Source organism: Micromonospora echinospora, assembly GCF_900091495.1.
In the GTDB taxonomy this organism is placed as follows: domain Bacteria; phylum Actinomycetota; class Actinomycetes; order Mycobacteriales; family Micromonosporaceae; genus Micromonospora; species Micromonospora echinospora.
Map to the genome: position 1 here is coordinate 2,798,629 of NZ_LT607413.1, position 15,820 is coordinate 2,814,448.

The 15,820-nt window shown below is 71.6% G+C and carries 15 protein-coding genes and 1 riboswitch; of the genes, 8 read left to right on the forward strand and 7 right to left on the reverse strand.

Features of this window, described 5'->3' with window-relative positions:
• Positions 1-10: 10 nt before the first annotated feature.
• Positions 11-880 (forward strand): ABC transporter permease, encoded by an 870-nt coding sequence (locus GA0070618_RS12880; RefSeq protein WP_088981842.1) that lies wholly within the window; start codon positions 11-13, stop codon positions 878-880.
• A 71-nt stretch (positions 881-951) separates the two neighbouring features.
• On the forward strand, positions 952-1,497 hold the full coding sequence (locus GA0070618_RS12885; protein ID WP_088981843.1) for a hypothetical protein: 546 nt from the start codon (positions 952-954) through the stop codon (positions 1,495-1,497).
• 74 nt (positions 1,498-1,571) lie between these two features.
• Here the strand turns inward: GA0070618_RS12885 and GA0070618_RS12890 are convergent, their stop codons facing one another.
• Entirely contained in the window at positions 1,572-2,867 is a 1,296-nt protein-coding gene (locus GA0070618_RS12890; RefSeq protein WP_170107861.1) for a CBM96 family carbohydrate-binding protein, read from the reverse strand.
• Positions 2,868-3,081: 214 nt separating this feature from the next.
• Between GA0070618_RS12890 and GA0070618_RS12895 the strand changes: the two genes are divergently transcribed.
• Complete coding sequence (locus GA0070618_RS12895; RefSeq protein WP_088981845.1) at positions 3,082-3,912, forward strand: peptidoglycan recognition protein family protein; 831 nt, start codon at positions 3,082-3,084, stop codon at positions 3,910-3,912.
• A 111-nt stretch (positions 3,913-4,023) separates the two neighbouring features.
• On the opposite strand, the gene GA0070618_RS12900 is transcribed toward GA0070618_RS12895, so the two are convergent.
• Entirely contained in the window at positions 4,024-4,701 is a 678-nt protein-coding gene (locus GA0070618_RS12900) for a hypothetical protein (RefSeq protein WP_143740340.1), read from the reverse strand.
• A gap of 97 nt (positions 4,702-4,798) precedes the next feature.
• Positions 4,799-5,518 carry an A24 family peptidase gene (locus GA0070618_RS12905; protein ID WP_143740341.1) on the reverse strand — a complete coding sequence of 240 codons (720 nt, stop codon included), beginning with the start codon at positions 5,516-5,518 and terminating at the stop codon, positions 4,799-4,801.
• 104 nt (positions 5,519-5,622) lie between these two features.
• Positions 5,623-5,758, forward strand: a riboswitch (SAM riboswitch).
• Between the two features lie 11 nt (positions 5,759-5,769).
• Between GA0070618_RS12905 and thrC the strand changes: the two genes are divergently transcribed.
• Together thrC and GA0070618_RS12915 are read left to right on the forward strand one after the other, a co-directional pair.
• Complete coding sequence (thrC, locus tag GA0070618_RS12910) at positions 5,770-7,056, forward strand: threonine synthase (RefSeq protein ID WP_088981848.1); 1,287 nt, start codon at positions 5,770-5,772, stop codon at positions 7,054-7,056.
• Between the two features lie 291 nt (positions 7,057-7,347).
• On the forward strand, positions 7,348-8,367 hold the full coding sequence (locus tag GA0070618_RS12915; protein WP_088981849.1) for a GNAT family N-acetyltransferase: 1,020 nt from the start codon (positions 7,348-7,350) through the stop codon (positions 8,365-8,367).
• Here GA0070618_RS12915 and GA0070618_RS12920 read toward each other — a convergent pair.
• Positions 8,306-8,878: a hypothetical protein gene (locus GA0070618_RS12920; protein WP_197701756.1), complete on the reverse strand. Its 573-nt coding sequence runs from the start codon at positions 8,876-8,878 to the stop codon at positions 8,306-8,308. The genes GA0070618_RS12915 and GA0070618_RS12920 overlap by 62 nt on opposite strands.
• Positions 8,879-8,987: 109 nt before the next feature.
• Between GA0070618_RS12920 and paaN the strand changes: the two genes are divergently transcribed.
• Positions 8,988-10,664, forward strand: coding sequence for a phenylacetic acid degradation protein PaaN (gene paaN, locus GA0070618_RS12925; RefSeq protein WP_088981850.1), 1,677 nt, complete (start codon positions 8,988-8,990; stop codon positions 10,662-10,664).
• Positions 10,665-10,854: 190 nt separating this feature from the next.
• Here paaN and GA0070618_RS12930 read toward each other — a convergent pair whose 3' ends face one another.
• Positions 10,855-11,385, reverse strand: a complete 531-nt coding sequence (locus tag GA0070618_RS12930; RefSeq protein WP_088981851.1) for a GNAT family N-acetyltransferase — start codon at positions 11,383-11,385, stop codon at positions 10,855-10,857.
• Positions 11,386-11,609: 224 nt separating this feature from the next.
• On the opposite strand from GA0070618_RS12930, the gene GA0070618_RS12935 reads away from it, so the two are divergent.
• Together GA0070618_RS12935 and groL are read left to right on the forward strand one after the other, a co-directional pair.
• Positions 11,610-11,813, forward strand: coding sequence for a cold-shock protein (locus GA0070618_RS12935; RefSeq protein WP_013288855.1), 204 nt, complete (start codon positions 11,610-11,612; stop codon positions 11,811-11,813).
• 734 nt (positions 11,814-12,547) lie between these two features.
• The gene (gene groL / locus GA0070618_RS12940; protein ID WP_088981852.1) at positions 12,548-14,170 is read left to right on the forward strand and encodes a chaperonin GroEL; all 1,623 of its coding nucleotides are present in this window, start codon (positions 12,548-12,550) and stop codon (positions 14,168-14,170) included.
• 190 nt (positions 14,171-14,360) lie between these two features.
• Here groL and GA0070618_RS12945 read toward each other — a convergent pair whose 3' ends face one another.
• Both GA0070618_RS12945 and GA0070618_RS12950 read right to left on the reverse strand, forming a co-directional pair.
• A complete protein-coding gene (locus GA0070618_RS12945) occupies positions 14,361-14,597 on the reverse strand; it encodes a hypothetical protein (RefSeq protein ID WP_088985489.1) in 237 nt (78 codons plus the stop codon).
• 61 nt (positions 14,598-14,658) lie between these two features.
• Entirely contained in the window at positions 14,659-15,627 is a 969-nt protein-coding gene (locus tag GA0070618_RS12950) for a GNAT family N-acetyltransferase (protein ID WP_088981853.1), read from the reverse strand.
• Between the last annotated feature and the right edge of the window lie 193 nt (positions 15,628-15,820).

Genomic DNA, 15,820 nt, shown 5'->3' on the forward strand with positions numbered 1-15,820 from the left:
GGAACCGGTGATGACGAAGACGTCCGCCACGGTGGGCGCGGCCCCCGGCTACCGCCCGTCGGCGACCCTGCCGTTCGGGGCCGAGTTCCGCCGGCAGGCGTCGCGGCGGCGTACCCAGCTCGCGCTCGGTTTCATGGTGCTGCTGCCGCTGATCATCCTGATCGCGTTCCAGTTCGACTCCGGTGACGACGACAACGGCGGCGGTGAGTTCGCCAGCCTGGTCGAGTTCGCCACCACCGGCGGGCTGAACTTCACCCTCTTCACCATCTTCGTGTCGGCGTCGTTCCTGCTGGTCGTGGTGGTGGCGCTGTTCTGCGGGGACACCGTGGCCAGCGAGGCGAGCTGGGGGAGCCTGCGCTACCTGCTGGCGATCCCGGTGCCCCGGGCCCGGCTGTTGACGGTGAAACTGCTTGTCGCGCTCACCTACTCGGCGATCGCCCTGGCCCTGCTCGCCGGCACCGCCCTGCTGGCCGGCACCCTCCGCTACGGCTGGTCGCCGCTGCGCAGCCTGGTCGCCGCCGAACTGGCCCCGGGCGAGGGACTGCTGCGGCTGCTCGCCGTCCTCGGTTACCTGGCGGTGGTCATGCTGGTCGTGGCCGGCCTGGCGTTCCTGCTGTCGGTGGTCACGGACGCGGCGCTCGGCGCGGTCGGCGGCGCGGTGCTGCTCTGGATCCTCTCCAGCATCCTCGACCAGATCACCGCCCTCGGCGTGCTGCGGACCTTCCTGCCCACCCACTACAGCAACGCCTGGCTGGGTCTGCTCTCCACGCCGGTGCAGACCGACGACGTGGTGCGCGGCTGCATCTCGGCGATCAGCTACGCCACCCTCTTCTGGGGCCTCGCCTTCTGGCGGTTCACCCGCAAGGACGTCACGAGCTGACCGCCGAGCACCGTGTCGCTGGTCAGTAGGATCGCCGGGGCACCCACGCGAGCAGACGGACGGTGACGACGGTGACGACCGGACGGACAGCCACCCGGCGGCAGGCCGGGCTGACCGCGCTCTACCTGGGGGTCTTCGCGACCCTCTGGTTCAGCGTGCCGAAGGCGGATCCGCCGCTGGACACGGTGCTGGTGGTGGCGAGCGTGGCGGCCCTGCTGACGGCGGTGGCCGGTGGCGTCGTGGCCGCCCGGGCACGGGGCGTCGACGCGCCGCCCCGCGACCGGGCCACCGACCGGCGTTACCTGCTCGTCGTCGTCGCCGAGTTCGCCGCCGCCGGGCTGGGCGCGGCGCTGCTCGGGCTTGTCGGCTGGTCGGCGTTCATCCCGGTCCTGGTCAGCGCCGTCGTGGGGCTGCACTTCCTGCCGCTGGCCCCGGTGCTGGGCGATCCGCTGCTGCGACCGCTCGGACTGGCGGTCTGCCTCGTCGCGCTCGTCGGCCTGGTCGCCGGCCTCGTGTCGTCCGGGTCGATGCCCCTGGTGGTCGGCGTCGGCACCGGCCTGCTGCTGCTCGGTCACGCCCTCGTCGCCCTGCTCCGGGCCCGCGCCCCGCGCCCCTGACCCGACGCGGGTGCCTGGTGGGTAAGTGCCCCGACGGGGCACTTACCCACCAGGATCCACACCCAGCGGGGGTGTCAGTGGCAGGTGCCGGCACCACTGTCGGTGAAGGTCTGGTTCGCCACCGGTAGGAAACGCCACTGGTAGACCCCGGGGAGCAAGGTCAGTTTGAGCACCCCGTAGGTGGTGCCGTTGCGGACCTCGCTGTTCGGCACGATGGTCCCGAAATCCGGCTGGAGGGAACGGCCGCCCGTACCGACCACGAACTCTCGGATGCCCTGTGCGGGGTCGTCCACCCGGTTCGGGGTCTGCGGGGCGAACCGCTCGTACTGGTGGGCGTGGCCGGTGAGGAGGATTTCGGCGTCCGCCTCGTAGAGCGCCTGGTAGAGCGGGAGTAGCTCCGGTCGCTCCCGGTCGCCGGAGCTGAAGATCGGGTGGTGCCAGTACGCCAGGGTGCACCGGGCGGGGTGGGCGGCCAGGTCGGCGCGGAGCCAGCGTTCCTGGGGCGAACCGGCGTGACACCCACCGATCTTGCTGCAGTTGGAGTTCAGCACGACGATGTGCCAGCCGCCCGCCGGCATGTCGTACGAGTACCAGCCCTCGCTCGGCTGGCCGGCCGCGGCGCCGAAGTATCCGAAGTAGCCGGCCGCGTTGGCGGTGAGGTATTCGTGGTTGCCGACGGCGGGGCTGGTGCGGGCCTTGTGCCGCCCCCAGGTCGGCCCGTAGCAGTTGGCGAACTCGGCGGGGCTGCCCGTCTCGTACACCAGGTCGCCGAGGGCCGCGACCGTGCCGGGTTCGCGGTCGAGGATCCGTGCGGTCTGCTCGTCGGTGTCCCGGTCACAGGACGCGATGTCGCCGGCGGCCAGTAGGACGTTCTCGCCGGTGCCGGGTAGACCGGTCTCCACGAGGAGTTGCGGTGCGGTCGAGCCGCTCTCCCGGGTGTCGTAGTAGGCGCCGTTGGGGTCGGCGGAGCTGATTCCGAAGCTGACGATCCCGTTGTCGGCCACCGCTGCGGTGACCTCGACGTCGTACCAGGTGTTGGCGGTCACCTGGCCGTACGCGCCGAGCGGCGAACCGGTGAGGGCGGGCCGGTTGGCATAGGTCAGGCTCGTCTCCAGCCAGTTGGTTTCGGCCCGCTGCACGGTGCCGCCGGTGCGGCTGCCGGCGTCGCGGATGGTCGACACGTGGAGCCGTAGCCGGGCGTGGATGACGGGGTCGAGGAGACCGGTGACCGAGAACTTGAGGTAGGAGATCCGGGTCGGGTTGCCGGCCACCGCCAGCACCGGTTGGTTGTCGAAGTTGGTGTTCGGCGCGCTCGCACTCACGTAGCTGTCGTTGGTGGGGTAGAAGACGAAGTTTCCGTTGGCCCGCACCGGAGGAGCGAAGGTGAGGGTTCCGGCCAGGATCGCTAAGACGAGCGCTGCGGCGTATCTGGATCTGGGCACCTGTCGTCACCTCTTCGTGGGCTCGGGATGCCAGTCCACTCGCGCTCCGTCATGGACCGGGCACAAGGTGCGGCCTCCTGGTTAACGGGACGTTGACGACCGGTGTGGTCAGCTCGGTGCCCCAACCGAAGGCAGAGCCATCATGCAGGTCCCCGGAGTCCCCTTCGTCCAGGGCCGTAACACCTACCCCGACCGCGACGGCCTCAAGTTCGGCATCGCGATCCACGCCACCGACAACACCGCCTCAGCCGAGGCGGAATCCGTCTACGCCACCAGACGCACCGACGGGGTCAGCTCGCACTTCTACGTCGACGCCGACTCGGTCGTCCAGTCCCTGGACACCACCGCCCGTGCCGGTCACGCCGGCTCCAGCATCGGTAACGAGAACGCCATCGCGGTGGAGATCACCGGCCGTTCGTCCAGCAGCCGCCAGTGGTGGTTGGAGAACGTGGCCTGGGACCGGCTGGCCGAGGTGTTGGCGGTGGTCTGCCGGCACTACGACATCGCGCCCCGCCGGGCCACCGTCGCCGAGATGAAGGCCACCCCCCAGGTCCGGGCCTTCTACGGACACAACGACATGCGACTGGCCTGGGGCGGCACCACCCACACCGATCCCGGCTCCAACTTTCCCTGGGACCACCTGCTGGCCAAGGTCGAGCAGGCCCTCAACCAGAGCGAGGACGACATGACCCCGGCACAGTTCCTGGCCATTCTCCGTGACCCTTCCGTGGCAACCGAGCTGAGACGTCTGCCGTGGCAGTACAGCGGTGGCGGCATCCCGGCCGACCTCTCCACGCTGAACGTCCTCAACAACATCTACGAGGGCGTCCAGAACTTCCAGAGCGGCAACATCAGCGAGGAGGTGGTGCGAGGGGTGCTGGCCACGCTCACCCCGCAGGCAATCGCCGCCGCGATTCCGCCCGACCTGGCGGAGAATGTCGCCGACGAACTCGCCCGACGACTCGTCGCCTGATCCGGGCCGCCGGCTCGGCCTGCCTGAGGGGTCCCCTGTTCGGCAGAAAGCGGTAACAGGGGACCCCTGCTACCACCTCACCTCGCCCCAGCGGTCTGTTCGCTTGGTGGCTCAGGGGGTGTACGGCACGTCGGTGTGGCTGATCGCCGGGAAGCGGGCGCCGGTCAGCCGGTGCACGGCGGTACGCCGGAGGTCCAGTTCGGCCATGGCCGCCCCCGGTGATCGGGTGAGCTGGACGACCGTGGCCCGCTTGTCGGCGATGCGGATCGACTGGACCGGCGTCCGGTCACCCACGTCGGTGACGGCGACGTAGCGCGGTTGGCCGTCGACGTTGCGCCAAACCACCAGGCTCCAGAACCGCCCCGAGCCGCCCGAGTCGAGCATGACGGCGCCGACCGCGTCGACCGCGCCGTCACCGTCCAGGTCACCGGTCGCGCAGGGCTTCTGGAGCAGTACCGTGGCGCCGTTGCCCGTCCACCGCCCGTCGCGCAGCCGCAGCGGGTTCGGGTAGTCCCGGTACCGTACGCCGCTGCTGCCCAACTCCGCGTCGCTCAGGTCGGCGCAGGTGAGGGCCGGTACCTTGCGTCGCGGTGTCCTGGTGGAACTCGGGCTGGCGTCGACCCGGGCCGGTCCGGCGTCCTCGTCCCGGTCGGCTGGCGCGACCTTCCCAGCGGTGGTCGCGATGGTCGGTCGGGCGTCCCGTGACCGCTTCTTCTTCCCGCTGCCGCCGCACGCGGCCAGTACGCAGACCATCAGCAGCGCCACCACCGGAACCACGCTCCGACGCATCGTCCGTCACCTTTCTCTAGGCAGGTGACCGGGACGGTAGTAGACGGTCGCCAGTGGCCGGACGGGACGCCGGCTCCACTCCGGACGGACTCGACCGTCATCTGGCGGTGGCGAGCACCGCCAGCAGCGCACCGGCCAGGAGGGCCGGCCCGAACGGCAGCTTCGTCCGCCAGCGGACGCGTCGGACGGCAAGGAGCACCAGCAGCACGGGTGCGTTCACCACCCACGGCAGCGCCACACCGAGGAGCACCGCGTCCCAGCCCAGCCAGCCGAGGTACCAGCCGAGCAGCGCGCCCACCTTCGCGTCACCGAACCCGAAACCGCCGCCCGGCAGCAGGACCAGCCCGGTGAACGCCGCTCCGACCGTCAGGCAGGCGAGCAGCCCGCGTACCCAGTCGTCCCACTGGCCGGTGCCGAGCGCGACCAGCCCGAGCAGCGGCGGCGTGGCGGCCAGCGCCGGCAGCACCAGCGGGTCGGGGAGTCGATGACAGGCGACGTCGACGACGCCGAGCAGCACGCCCAGCACCGCCAGGGCGAGCAGGAGCGGCAGGACGGCCACCGCGCCGAGCGCCGCCGCGAGCAGCGCCCCGGCCAGCCCGGCGAGCGCGGTGGTGACCCACCGGGGGACGCCCAGCCGGTGTCCCCGGACGCAGCGACCGGCGAACCACCCCACGACACCGGGGCGCAGTGGCACGCCGCAACCGGAGCAGTCCTGTCGGGGCGGCTCGCCGTACGGCACCGCTAGGCGGTAGCCCACCGTGGGCAGGAGGGCGCCCGCCACTGCGCACCCGATCGCGGCCCCCACCCACCACGGCACGTCCCGCACCCTACCCGCGCTCCGGCGGGTGGACTGGCTCACAGGGTGGGAAGGGGAAGCGGACGCGGGTTGGGCTGTGCGTATGCTCGCAGGCACAACTGAATACCTCATCCAGAGGGGCTGAGGGATACGGCCCGACGACGCCCCGGCAACCACCCCGTGCGCTCAAAGTTGAGCGTCCGACGGGGCAGGTGCCAAATCCGTCCCCGCCGCAGGGTGCGACGCGGGGAAAGATGAGAGGACCCCTCGACATGACGTCGGCGATCGTCGCCCCCGGTATCGACACCACCGCCAGCCCGGCCCGCGCCCTGGTCTGTCGCGCCTGTTCGGCGCGTTACCCGCTCGCCGCCCAGCACGCCTGCTACGAGTGCTTCGGGCCGCTGGAGGTCGACTACGACACCGCCGCGCTGGCCCGGGTCACCCGGGAGCAGATCGAGGCCGGGCCGCAGAACCTGTGGCGGTACGCCGCCCTCCTCCCCGCCGGCCAGGACCCGACCACCCGGGTCACCCTCGACCCGGGGCTCACCCCGCTGGTCGCCGCCGGCAACCTCGCCGCCGAACTGGGCATCACCGCCCCGCTCTGGATCAAGGACGACAGCGCCAACCCGACCCACTCGTTCAAGGACCGGGTGGTCTCGGTGGCCCTGACCGCCGCCCGGGCCCTCGGCTTCACCCGCTTCGCCTGCGCCTCGACCGGCAACCTGGCCAACTCCGTCGCCGCGCACGCCGCCCGCGCCGGGGTGCCCTCGGTGGTGTTCATCCCGGGTGACCTGGAACAGGGCAAGGTGGTCACCACCGCCGTCTATGGCGGCGAACTGGTCGCCATCGACGGCTCGTACGACGACGTGAACCGCCTCTGCGGCGAACTGGTCGAGACCGACGAGTTCGAGGACACCGCGTTCGTCAACGTCAACGTCCGCCCCTACTACGCCGAGGGGTCGAAGACCCTCGGGTACGAGGTGGCCGAGCAGCTCGGCTGGCGGATCCCGGCGCAGGTGGTCATCCCGATGGCCAGTGGCGAGCTGCTCACCAAGGTCGACAAGGCGTTCAGCGAGCTGGTCGAGATCGGGCTGGTGGAGGCCCCGGCCGGCGGCTGGAAGGTCTTCGGCGCCCAGTCGGCCGGCTGCAACCCGATCGCCACCGCGCTGCACGCCGACACCGACACCATCACCCCGGTCAAGCCGACCGGGATCGCGAAGTCGCTGAACATCGGCGACCCGGCGGCCGGCCTCTACGCGCTGGAGGCGGTGCGGCGTACCGGTGGGTGGATGGACTACGCCGACGACGAGGAGATCCGCGCGGCGATCCGGCTGCTGGCCCGTACCACCGGGGTCTTCGCCGAGACGGCCGGCGGGGTGACCGTCGCGGTGCTCCGCAAGCTGGTCGCCTCGGGCCGGCTGGACCCGACCGCCGAGACGGTGGTCTTCAACACCGGCGAGGGTCTGAAGACCATCGACGCGGTCGCCGGCCAGGTCGGCCCGACCCACCGGATCAAGCCGTCGCTGCGCGCCGCCCGCGACGCCGGTCTACTCGGCTGACCTGCTGGTCGTCCCGACGGATCACCCCGACCCGCCCGAAAGGGGGATCGGGCCGATCCGTCGGGTAACCGACCGTTCGCCCAGGGTACGAAAAACCACCCTCCAGGGACTTGACGCCAGTAACCGGTCAGGCGCAGGATGCTTCCTGCGGGAGGGCGTTCGCCGAAGACTTTTCAAGCCTTACGACCCAACGCCGGAGGCGTTGTGCGACCGTCCCTCCCGACCAAAGCTTCCCGGGCCAGCGATTAAATCGCTGGCCCGTTGCCGTTCCGGCGGCGCACCCTCGTCGACATGAGCATCGCCATCGCGTCGTTCGACAAGTCCGACCAGACCGCGATCGACGCGGCGTTCCAGGTGGCCGCCGCCGCGCAGGCCGTCGACCTGCCGGATTTCCCGCAGCTGTCCCGGCAGCAGTTCGAGGGCGGGATCCGGCACCCGATGCCCAGCAGGTCGCTCCGGATGGCGCTGGCCACCCTCGACGACGTCAGCGTGGGCTACCTGGTCCTGTACCTGCCGCAGGCGGAGAACGTCAACAACGCCAGCCTCGAACTGGTCGTGCACCCGGCGTTCCGGCGGCGCGGCGTCGGGCGGGCGCTGTACGGGCACGCCGTGCGGGTGCTGCGCGAGCTGGGCCGGAAGCGGATCATCGCGGCGACGGTCGGGCCGCTGCCCGAGGGGCCGGACCGGCCGGCCGTCGGCGCGCGGTTCGCCGCCGCGCTGGGTGCGCAGCCGGCACTGGGCGAGGTACGCCGCCGGCTGGTGGTCGACCAGGCGGACCACGCCGCCCACGACGCGCTGCTGGCCGACGCGCGCGAGCGGGCCACCGGATACCGCACGGTCACCTGGCAGGCCGTCACCCCCGAGGAGTACGTCGCCGACGTGGGCTACCTGGACAGCCGCCTCGTGACCGACTCGCCCACCGGGGACCTAGTGCTCGAACCGGAGCGCGTCGACGCGGAACGGGTCCGGGGCGTCGAGCGGGTGCTGACGGCCCGGGGGCGGTCCCCCTACCACTGCGGAGTGGTGCACGAGGCGAGTGGCCGGCTGGTCGCCTGGTCGATGATCGTCGTGGTGCCGTCCGTCCCACGGCACGCCGACCAGCAGATCACCATCGTGGACCCGGCGCACCGGGGGTGCCGGCTCGGTCTGCTCACCAAGATCGAGAATCTCCGGTACGTGCTGGCGCACGAGCCGGAGCTGCGCGAGATCGACACCTGGAACGCCGCCGACAACAAGCACATGATCGCGATCAACGAGCAGCTCGGCTTCCGCGCCGTCGACGCCTGGACCAACTGGCAGCTCGACATCTGACCGTACGTCCGACAGGTCCGCGACCGGCGGTCCGGGTCGCGGCGACGATCCCGGCGCCGGCGCCGGCGGTGCCCGGTGACCGGCGGAGCAGGGCCGCCGCCCACGGTCGCAGGGTCGGCTCGGGATATCCGCCGGCGGCCAGGCCGGCCCGCCGCTCGAAGACGTTGCCGCAGCCGTAGGTGCCGGTCAGCGCGTACGACCACACGCAGGCGAGCCAGTACGCCGGCCAGAAGAGCGGCCCGAGCAGCGCGTACTGGTCGATGTGCCGCCGCTCGTGGGCGAGCAGGTCGGCGCGGCCCGGGTGCAGCAGCCACTCGGGCGGGCGACGGGTCAGCACCACCGAGCCGACCGTGAAGCACCGCTGCCTCGGCACCGGCAACCGGTAGCCCCCGGCGACGACGATTCCGTCCGGGGTGCGCCGCCGGGTGGTACGGGCCAGGACCGCCAACGCCAGCCCGGCCGGCGTGGTGCCGTTGAGCCAGGTGAGCGTGGTCGACGTCCGCTGCCGCACGGCTCCAGGATGGGCCCTGCGGGCCGAGCCCGGCCAGCCGGCCCACGGCCCGCGCCGACTCGGCTCACGGCCCTTACCGACTCCTCCCGGCCTGCGGCATGATGGCGGCATGACGGAGACCCCGCATCCCCTGTACGCCACGCACGCCGACACCCTCACCCGGGCGCTGACCGCGATCTCCGAGCGCGGGTACTGGTCCGCCTACCCCGAGTCCCCCAGCCCCCGCGTGTACGGCGAGACCGCCGCGGCCGAGGGCCGGGCCGCCTTCGAGGCGTACCTGGACGGCGACTTCCCGCTCGACCAGCCGGGCACCGGCGACCGGATCGCCACCGAGGCGAGCCCGTTCGGGGTGACGCTGGGCGTGCGCTACCCGCACGCCCGGGTCGACGAGCTGGTGACCGCCGCCTCCGCCGCCCTGCCCGCCTGGCGGGACGCCGGCCCGCAGGCCCGCGCGGGGGTCTGCCTGGAGATCCTGTCCCGCCTGCACAAGCGGATCTTCGAGCTGGCCAACGCGGTGCAGTACACCAGCGGGCAGGCCTTCGTGATGGCGTTCCAGGCCGGTGGGGCGCACGCGTTCGACCGGGCGCTGGAGGCGATCGCGTACGCGTACGCGGAGATGACCCGGCACCCGGCGACGGCCCGGTGGGAGAAGCCCGCCGGCAAGGGCGACCCGCTGCGGATGACCAAGACGTTCCACGTGGTGCCCCGGGGCCTGGCGCTGGTGATCGGCTGCAACACGTTCCCGACCTGGAACTCGTACCCCGGTCTCTTCGCCTCGCTGGTCACCGGCAACCCGGTGCTGGTGAAGCCGCACCCGCGCGCGGTGCTGCCCCTGGCGATCACCGTCCAGGTGGCCCGTGAGGTGCTCGCCGAGGCCGGGTTCGACCCGAACCTGGTGCTGCTCGCCGCCGAGTCCCCGGGCGAGAAGCTCGCCTCCGACCTGGCCCTGCACCCGGCTGTCAAGATCGTCGACTTCACCGGCTCCACCGAGTACGGCGACTGGCTGGAGCAGCACGCCCGCCAGGCCTCGGTCTACACCGAGAAGGCCGGACTGAACACGGTGGTGATCGACTCCACCGACGACTTCGCCGGCATGTGCCGCAACCTCGGGTTCACCCTGGTGCTCTACAGCGGCCAGATGTGCACCACCTCGCAGAACATCCTCATCCCGGCCGACGGCATCGCCACCGACCAGGGGCACAAGAGCTTCGACGAGGTGGCCGCCGGGATCGCCGGGGCGGTGGGCAAGCTCACCGCCGACCCGGCCCGCGCCGTCGAGCTGACCGGCGCGATCGTCAACGACGGGGTGCTGGAGCGGCTGGACGAGGCGGCCAAGCTCGGTGACGTCGTACTGGAGTCGCGTCCGCTGCCGCACCCGGCGCACCCGGACGCGGTCGTGCGTACGCCGACCATCGTCAAGCTCGACGCGGACGCCACGGCGACGTACGGCCGGGAGTGGTTCGGCCCGGTCTCGTTCGTCATCGCCACCGGCTCGACCGCGCAGAGCCTGGAGATCCTCCGGACCACGGTGGGCCGGAAGGGCGCGCTGACCGCCGCCGTCTACTCCACCGACGAGGCGGTGCTCGACGCGGCCGAGGCGGCGGCGATCGAGGTCGGGGTGCACCTGTCCTGCAACCTGACCGGCGGGGTCTTCGTCAACCAGTCGGCGGCGTACTCCGACTTCCACGCCAGCGGCGCCAACCCGGCCGCCAACGCCGCCCTCACCGACGGCGCGTACGTGGCGAACCGGTTCCGCGTGGTGCAGAGCCGCCGCCACACCGCCTGACCGGACCCGATCGGCAGCCCAGCGGGCTGGCTCGGCAGCCCACCCGGCTGGGTTGGTAGCAGGGGACCCTTCTTACCGTTTTTTGCGTAGGAAGGGTCCCCTGCAACCACCTCGCGGTGCGCGCGGCAGGGCTGCCGCCGCCCGCGGGCAGCGCGTGCGTGAAGGCGGCATCCCCGCAGGCGGCATCCCCTCAGGCGGCGCGGCGCATCTGGAGTTCCCGCATCGACGGAATCGTGGGGTGCGGCACGCGTACCCCGGTGTCGGTGAAGCCCAGCCGCAGGTACGACCGGTAGGCGCGGTCGTTGCCGATCACCACCTCCAGCATCAGCTCCGGTCGTCCGCACGCCCGTGACCAGCGACCGACCTCGTCGATCAGGTCGGCGAGCAGGCGGGTGCCGCGCCAGGCGGGGGTGACGTAGACCCCGAAGACCACGGTCAGGCCCGCCTCGTGCGGTGAGGCGACACCCCCGGCGTGCCCGACCAGGCGGCCACCGGGGTCGGCGACGAACTGCGCGGTGTGCGAGCCGGTCGAGGTGTACGCGATCCGGGCGGCGTACTCGGCGTGCGGGCGGGCGGCGGCGTCCGCGAGGGTCTCCAGGAAGGCCAGCGGAGCGTCCGCGAGCATCTCCAACCGCAGGGCTCGCATCCGGGCGGCGTCGGCCGGGCGGACCCTGCGGACGATGGGTGCGCACGCCGTCGACCTGGCCGGATTCCGCGTCATGTCCGAATGCCTACCGCAACGATGGCCGCCGATGCGATCCCGGGTCGAGACCAGTCCGCTATGCCCTGGTTTGTGGTCGTGCGCTGTCGTCACGCTTCGTGTAGCGTGCGATTTCGGTCACCGAACATCGGCCGCTCCGGGCCGGTGAGGAAAGCGGTGGTCCCGATGTCGATCGGACCGGCGTCGGGGGTTGCGTGTCGCCCAGCGAAGTGAGGAAGTGCACCGTGGCGCAAGGCACCGTCAAGTGGTTCAACGCCGAAAAGGGCTACGGCTTCATCGCCGTCGACGGAGGACAGGACGTCTTCGTCCACTTCTCCGCGATCGAGATGGACGGCTACAAGGCGCTGGACGACGGGCAGCGGGTCGAGTTCGAGATCGCTCAGGGGCAGAAGGGTCCGCAGGCCGAGCGGGTGCGCGTCATCGCCTGAGCTGACTCCGTGAGGCGACGCTGAGGTGTCGCCACCACGACCGGCACGGCCTGCGGTCGCCCCGGCGGACAGGTGCCGGCATCGGCCCATGGCTGACCCGTTCCTCCCGTTCCCTTCGTTCCCTCCAGGCCCGCCCGGACCCGGCCCTCCCGGAGCCGGGCGCGCCCCCGTTCACCAGCCCGTTCCGGCGGCTCACCCGAGCCGTCGGTCCGAGGCGAACCGCGGCATGTCGGGGTGTCCCTCCGCGTGGACACCCCGACATGCCGCACAAGGCCCCACCCTTCCCCGTGTCCGGGATCGCTCGCTTCCGTGCCGTCGCCGCGCTCCGCCGGCTGACGTTCGTCCGGCACTCCCTCCCTCTCCGCGTCGACCATGAAGTGGGCGTGTCCAGAGAGGTCGAGTTCTCCGTCGAGCTCATGATCTTCTCGTGCGCAGTGCGGCGTGGGCCGGCCGGTGAGAGTGCCGGACGGAGCCATCGTGCTTGCACTCGGCAGGGGAGAGTGCTAAACAAGTCATTGGCACTCGCATGGCGTGAGTGCCAATGGTCGGGGCGGTAGGGCCACGGTCGCGCGGCATCGAGCCGCGTGGCACATGGCCGGTCGTCGCGGGCTATCCGGCCCGGCCGAGGAGACGTCGTCGTCGCCAGGTGGCGACGTCCCAAGGTGCGTACACCAGGCGGCCCATCCGGGACACACACTCGGGTGGCCCGTGAGTGTCCAGGAGGACAACGCCGTATGGCCAAGATGATCGCGTTCGACGAGGAGGCCCGTCGCGGCCTCGAGCGGGGCATGAACCAGCTCGCCGACGCCGTGAAGGTGACGCTCGGCCCCAAGGGCCGCAACGTCGTGCTCGAGAAGAAGTGGGGTGCCCCCACCATCACCAACGATGGTGTGAGCATCGCCAAGGAGATCGAGCTCGAGGACCCGTACGAGAAGATCGGCGCTGAGCTGGTCAAGGAGGTCGCCAAGAAGACCGACGACGTGGCCGGTGACGGCACGACGACGGCGACCGTCCTGGCCCAGGCCCTCGTCCGCGAGGGTCTGCGCAACGTGGCCGCCGGTGCCAACCCGATGGCCCTGAAGCGGGGCATCGAGGCCGCGGTCGCGAACGTCTCGGAGGAGCTGTCCAAGCTCGCCAAGGACGTGGAGACCAAGGAGCAGATCGCTTCCACCGCCTCCATCTCGGCCGGTGACGCCAGCGTCGGCGAGATCATCGCCGAGGCGATGGACAAGGTCGGCAAGGAAGGCGTCATCACCGTCGAGGAGAGCAACACCTTCGGCCTGGAGCTTGAGCTCACCGAGGGCATGCGCTTCGACAAGGGCTACATCTCCGCCTACTTCATGACCGACCCGGAGCGTATGGAGGCCGTCTTCGACGACCCGTACATCCTGATCGTCAACAGCAAGATCTCGTCGGTGAAGGACCTGCTCCCGATCCTGGAGAAGGTCATGCAGGGCGGCAAGCCGCTGCTGATCATCGCCGAGGACATCGAGGGCGAGGCCCTGGCGACCCTGGTCGTCAACAAGGTCCGGGGCACCTTCAAGTCGGTCGCCGTCAAGGCGCCGGGCTTCGGTGACCGCCGCAAGGCCATGCTGGGCGACATCGCCATCCTCACCGGTGGCCAGGTCATCAGCGAGGAGGTCGGCCTCAAGCTGGACGCCGTCGGCGTCGAGATGCTGGGCCGCGCCCGCAAGGTCGTGGTCACCAAGGACGAGACCACCATCGTCGACGGTGCCGGCGACGCCGAGCAGATCCAGGGCCGGGTGAACCAGATCCGGGCCGAGATCGACAAGAGCGACTCCGACTACGACCGGGAGAAGCTGCAGGAGCGGCTGGCCAAGCTGGCCGGTGGCGTTGCGGTGATCAAGGTCGGCGCGGCCACCGAGGTCGAGCTGAAGGAGCGCAAGCACCGCATCGAGGACGCCGTCCGCAACGCGAAGGCCGCCGTCGAGGAGGGCATCGTCCCGGGTGGTGGCGTCGCGCTGGTGCAGGCCGGCAAGACCGCCTTCGACAAGCTGGACCTCGTCGGCGACGAGGCGACCGGCGCGCAGATCGTCAAGATCGCGCTGGACGCCCCGCTGCGGCAGATCGCCGTCAACGCCGGCCTGGAGGGTGGCGTCGTCGTCGAGCGGGTCCGCAACCTCGACCCGGGTCACGGCCTCAACGCCGCGACCGGTGAGTACGTCGACCTGCTGGCCGCGGGCATCATCGACCCGGCCAAGGTGACCCGGTCGGCGCTGCAGAACGCCTCGTCGATCGCGGCGCTCTTCCTCACCACCGAGGCCGTCGTCGCGGACAAGCCGGAGAAGACCCCGGCTGCCCCGGCTGGTCCGGGTGGCGGGGACATGGACTTCTGAGTCCGGTTCCGAAACACGCCGAAGGGGCGGGCCGCGTCAGCGGTCCGCCCCTTCCGCTGTCCGCTCGCGGAGTGGACGGTCGGGCGTCCGGTAGTCGCCGCCGTCGTCTCCGGCGCGGACCCGGTGACCGCCCGTCCCGTACGAACCCGCCGTCCACGGCCCGGAGCGGGCGGTCGCCCCTTCCTTCCGGTCAGGTCGGCAGGGGGCGTCGTCGGCCCGGACGATGGTCCGGCGGATCGGTTCCGACGGGCGCGTCCACCATCTCCAACGGTTCAGCGGATGCCGGTTCGGTGCCGGCGGACATCTCCACCAGTTGTTCGGCGTCGCCGTAGTCCAGCCAGTCGATCGGCAGGTGGCCGGGCAGGTCGCCGACGGGTGCCCAGGCGAGGGGCGCGGTGTCGTCGGCTGGTTCGTCGTCCATCCTCATGACTGCCTCCTCCTGCCCGAAACGGTAGGAGATCCACGGCACGCTCCGGGGTGGAACGGGACTATTCAGGTCCCTGCCCGGTTTGGGGGCGATCGGGGTCGACGTCCTTCCGGTAGAGCAGGAAGACCCGCTCGATCCGTGCTCCCGCGCTGCCCGAGTAGAACGGCACCGGGCCGACCCAGCCGATCTGGGCGCGCTCGATCCCCGCGTCCCGCTGGTCCCGCAGGCACCGCCGCAGCAACACGCCTCCGATGCCCGAACCGACCGCCGCCGGATCGGTGCCCATCGGCCCGAACCAGCTCGGGCGGGACGACCCCCAGGCGGCGAAGCCCACCACCATCCCGTCGCGCCACGCCACGTGACACCCCGCCCCGGCGCGTCCCACCGAGCCGACCAGCTCACCGTCCCAGGCACCGCCGAAGGTGCTGCGGGCGAACGCGGTCAGCGCCGACAGGTCCGCGGGTTCCGCCCGGCGTACCGTCACGCCCGTCGCGGCCAGTCGCCGCTCCGCCTCCACGGTGGAGCGCAGCGCGGGCGAGTCGTCGTACGACAGGTCGGCGGTCATGTTCCAGGCGGTCCGGTCCTGGCGGTAGCCCAGCGCCAGCGCGGCGCAGACCGCCGGGGTGTAGCGCACGTCGATGCCCGGCCAGGCGTAGTACGGCGGGTTCCCGGCCAGCAGCACCTCCCGCGCGCCCCGCTCGGCGAGCCACCGTTCGGCGTACGCCAGCAGCGTCCGCCCCACACCGCGTCGCCGCTCCTCCGGTGCGACCACCACCAGGTCGACGCACCCGTACGCCGTATCCGGCCGCTCGGGGACGGAGCAGACCAGCACGCCGACGGGCTTCGTGCCCCGTACGGCCAGCAGCCCGACCACCGGCCGGTCGAGTCGGGCCCGCCCGTACACGGTGTCCACGATGGCCTCGGCCTCGGCGGCGTCCTCGGCCAGATCCAGGCCCCGGCGGCAGAGCGCGACCACCTCGGGCAGCCGCTCGATGGTCAGCTCGGTCACGCTGATCCGCTCGTCGTCCATGGTCGCCGACCCTAGGCCACCCGGGGCGGGAACGGCAGCCACCGGCCCGGCCGTACCGGCTGCACGGGGTGCGGCGGCTGCGGCACGGGTGTAGCGGGTGGTGGGGTTCCAGCGGTGGTGGGGTTGCAGTGGTGGCGGGGTTCCGATGGTGGTTGCAGGGGGCCCTTCCTCATCAAAAAGCGGTAACAGGGGG

What these genes read in the sequence shown, in the direction of transcription:
- GA0070618_RS12945 (WP_088985489.1), bottom strand. Translation starts at nt 14,597, where the DNA reads ATGAGGATGGACGACGAACCAGCCGACGACACCGCGCCCCTCGCCTGG.
- GA0070618_RS12900 (WP_143740340.1), bottom strand. Translation starts at nt 4,701, where the DNA reads ATGCGTCGGAGCGTGGTTCCGGTGGTGGCGCTGCTGATGGTCTGCGTA.
- paaN (WP_088981850.1), top strand. Translation starts at nt 8,988, where the DNA reads ATGACGGAGACCCCGCATCCCCTGTACGCCACGCACGCCGACACCCTC.
- GA0070618_RS12880 (WP_088981842.1), top strand. Translation starts at nt 11, where the DNA reads ATGACGAAGACGTCCGCCACGGTGGGCGCGGCCCCCGGCTACCGCCCG.
- GA0070618_RS12895 (WP_088981845.1), top strand. Translation starts at nt 3,082, where the DNA reads ATGCAGGTCCCCGGAGTCCCCTTCGTCCAGGGCCGTAACACCTACCCC.
- thrC (WP_088981848.1), top strand. Translation starts at nt 5,770, where the DNA reads ATGACGTCGGCGATCGTCGCCCCCGGTATCGACACCACCGCCAGCCCG.
- groL (WP_088981852.1), top strand. Translation starts at nt 12,548, where the DNA reads ATGGCCAAGATGATCGCGTTCGACGAGGAGGCCCGTCGCGGCCTCGAG.
- GA0070618_RS12930 (WP_088981851.1), bottom strand. Translation starts at nt 11,385, where the DNA reads ATGACGCGGAATCCGGCCAGGTCGACGGCGTGCGCACCCATCGTCCGC.
- GA0070618_RS12915 (WP_088981849.1), top strand. Translation starts at nt 7,348, where the DNA reads ATGAGCATCGCCATCGCGTCGTTCGACAAGTCCGACCAGACCGCGATC.
- GA0070618_RS12950 (WP_088981853.1), bottom strand. Translation starts at nt 15,627, where the DNA reads ATGGACGACGAGCGGATCAGCGTGACCGAGCTGACCATCGAGCGGCTG.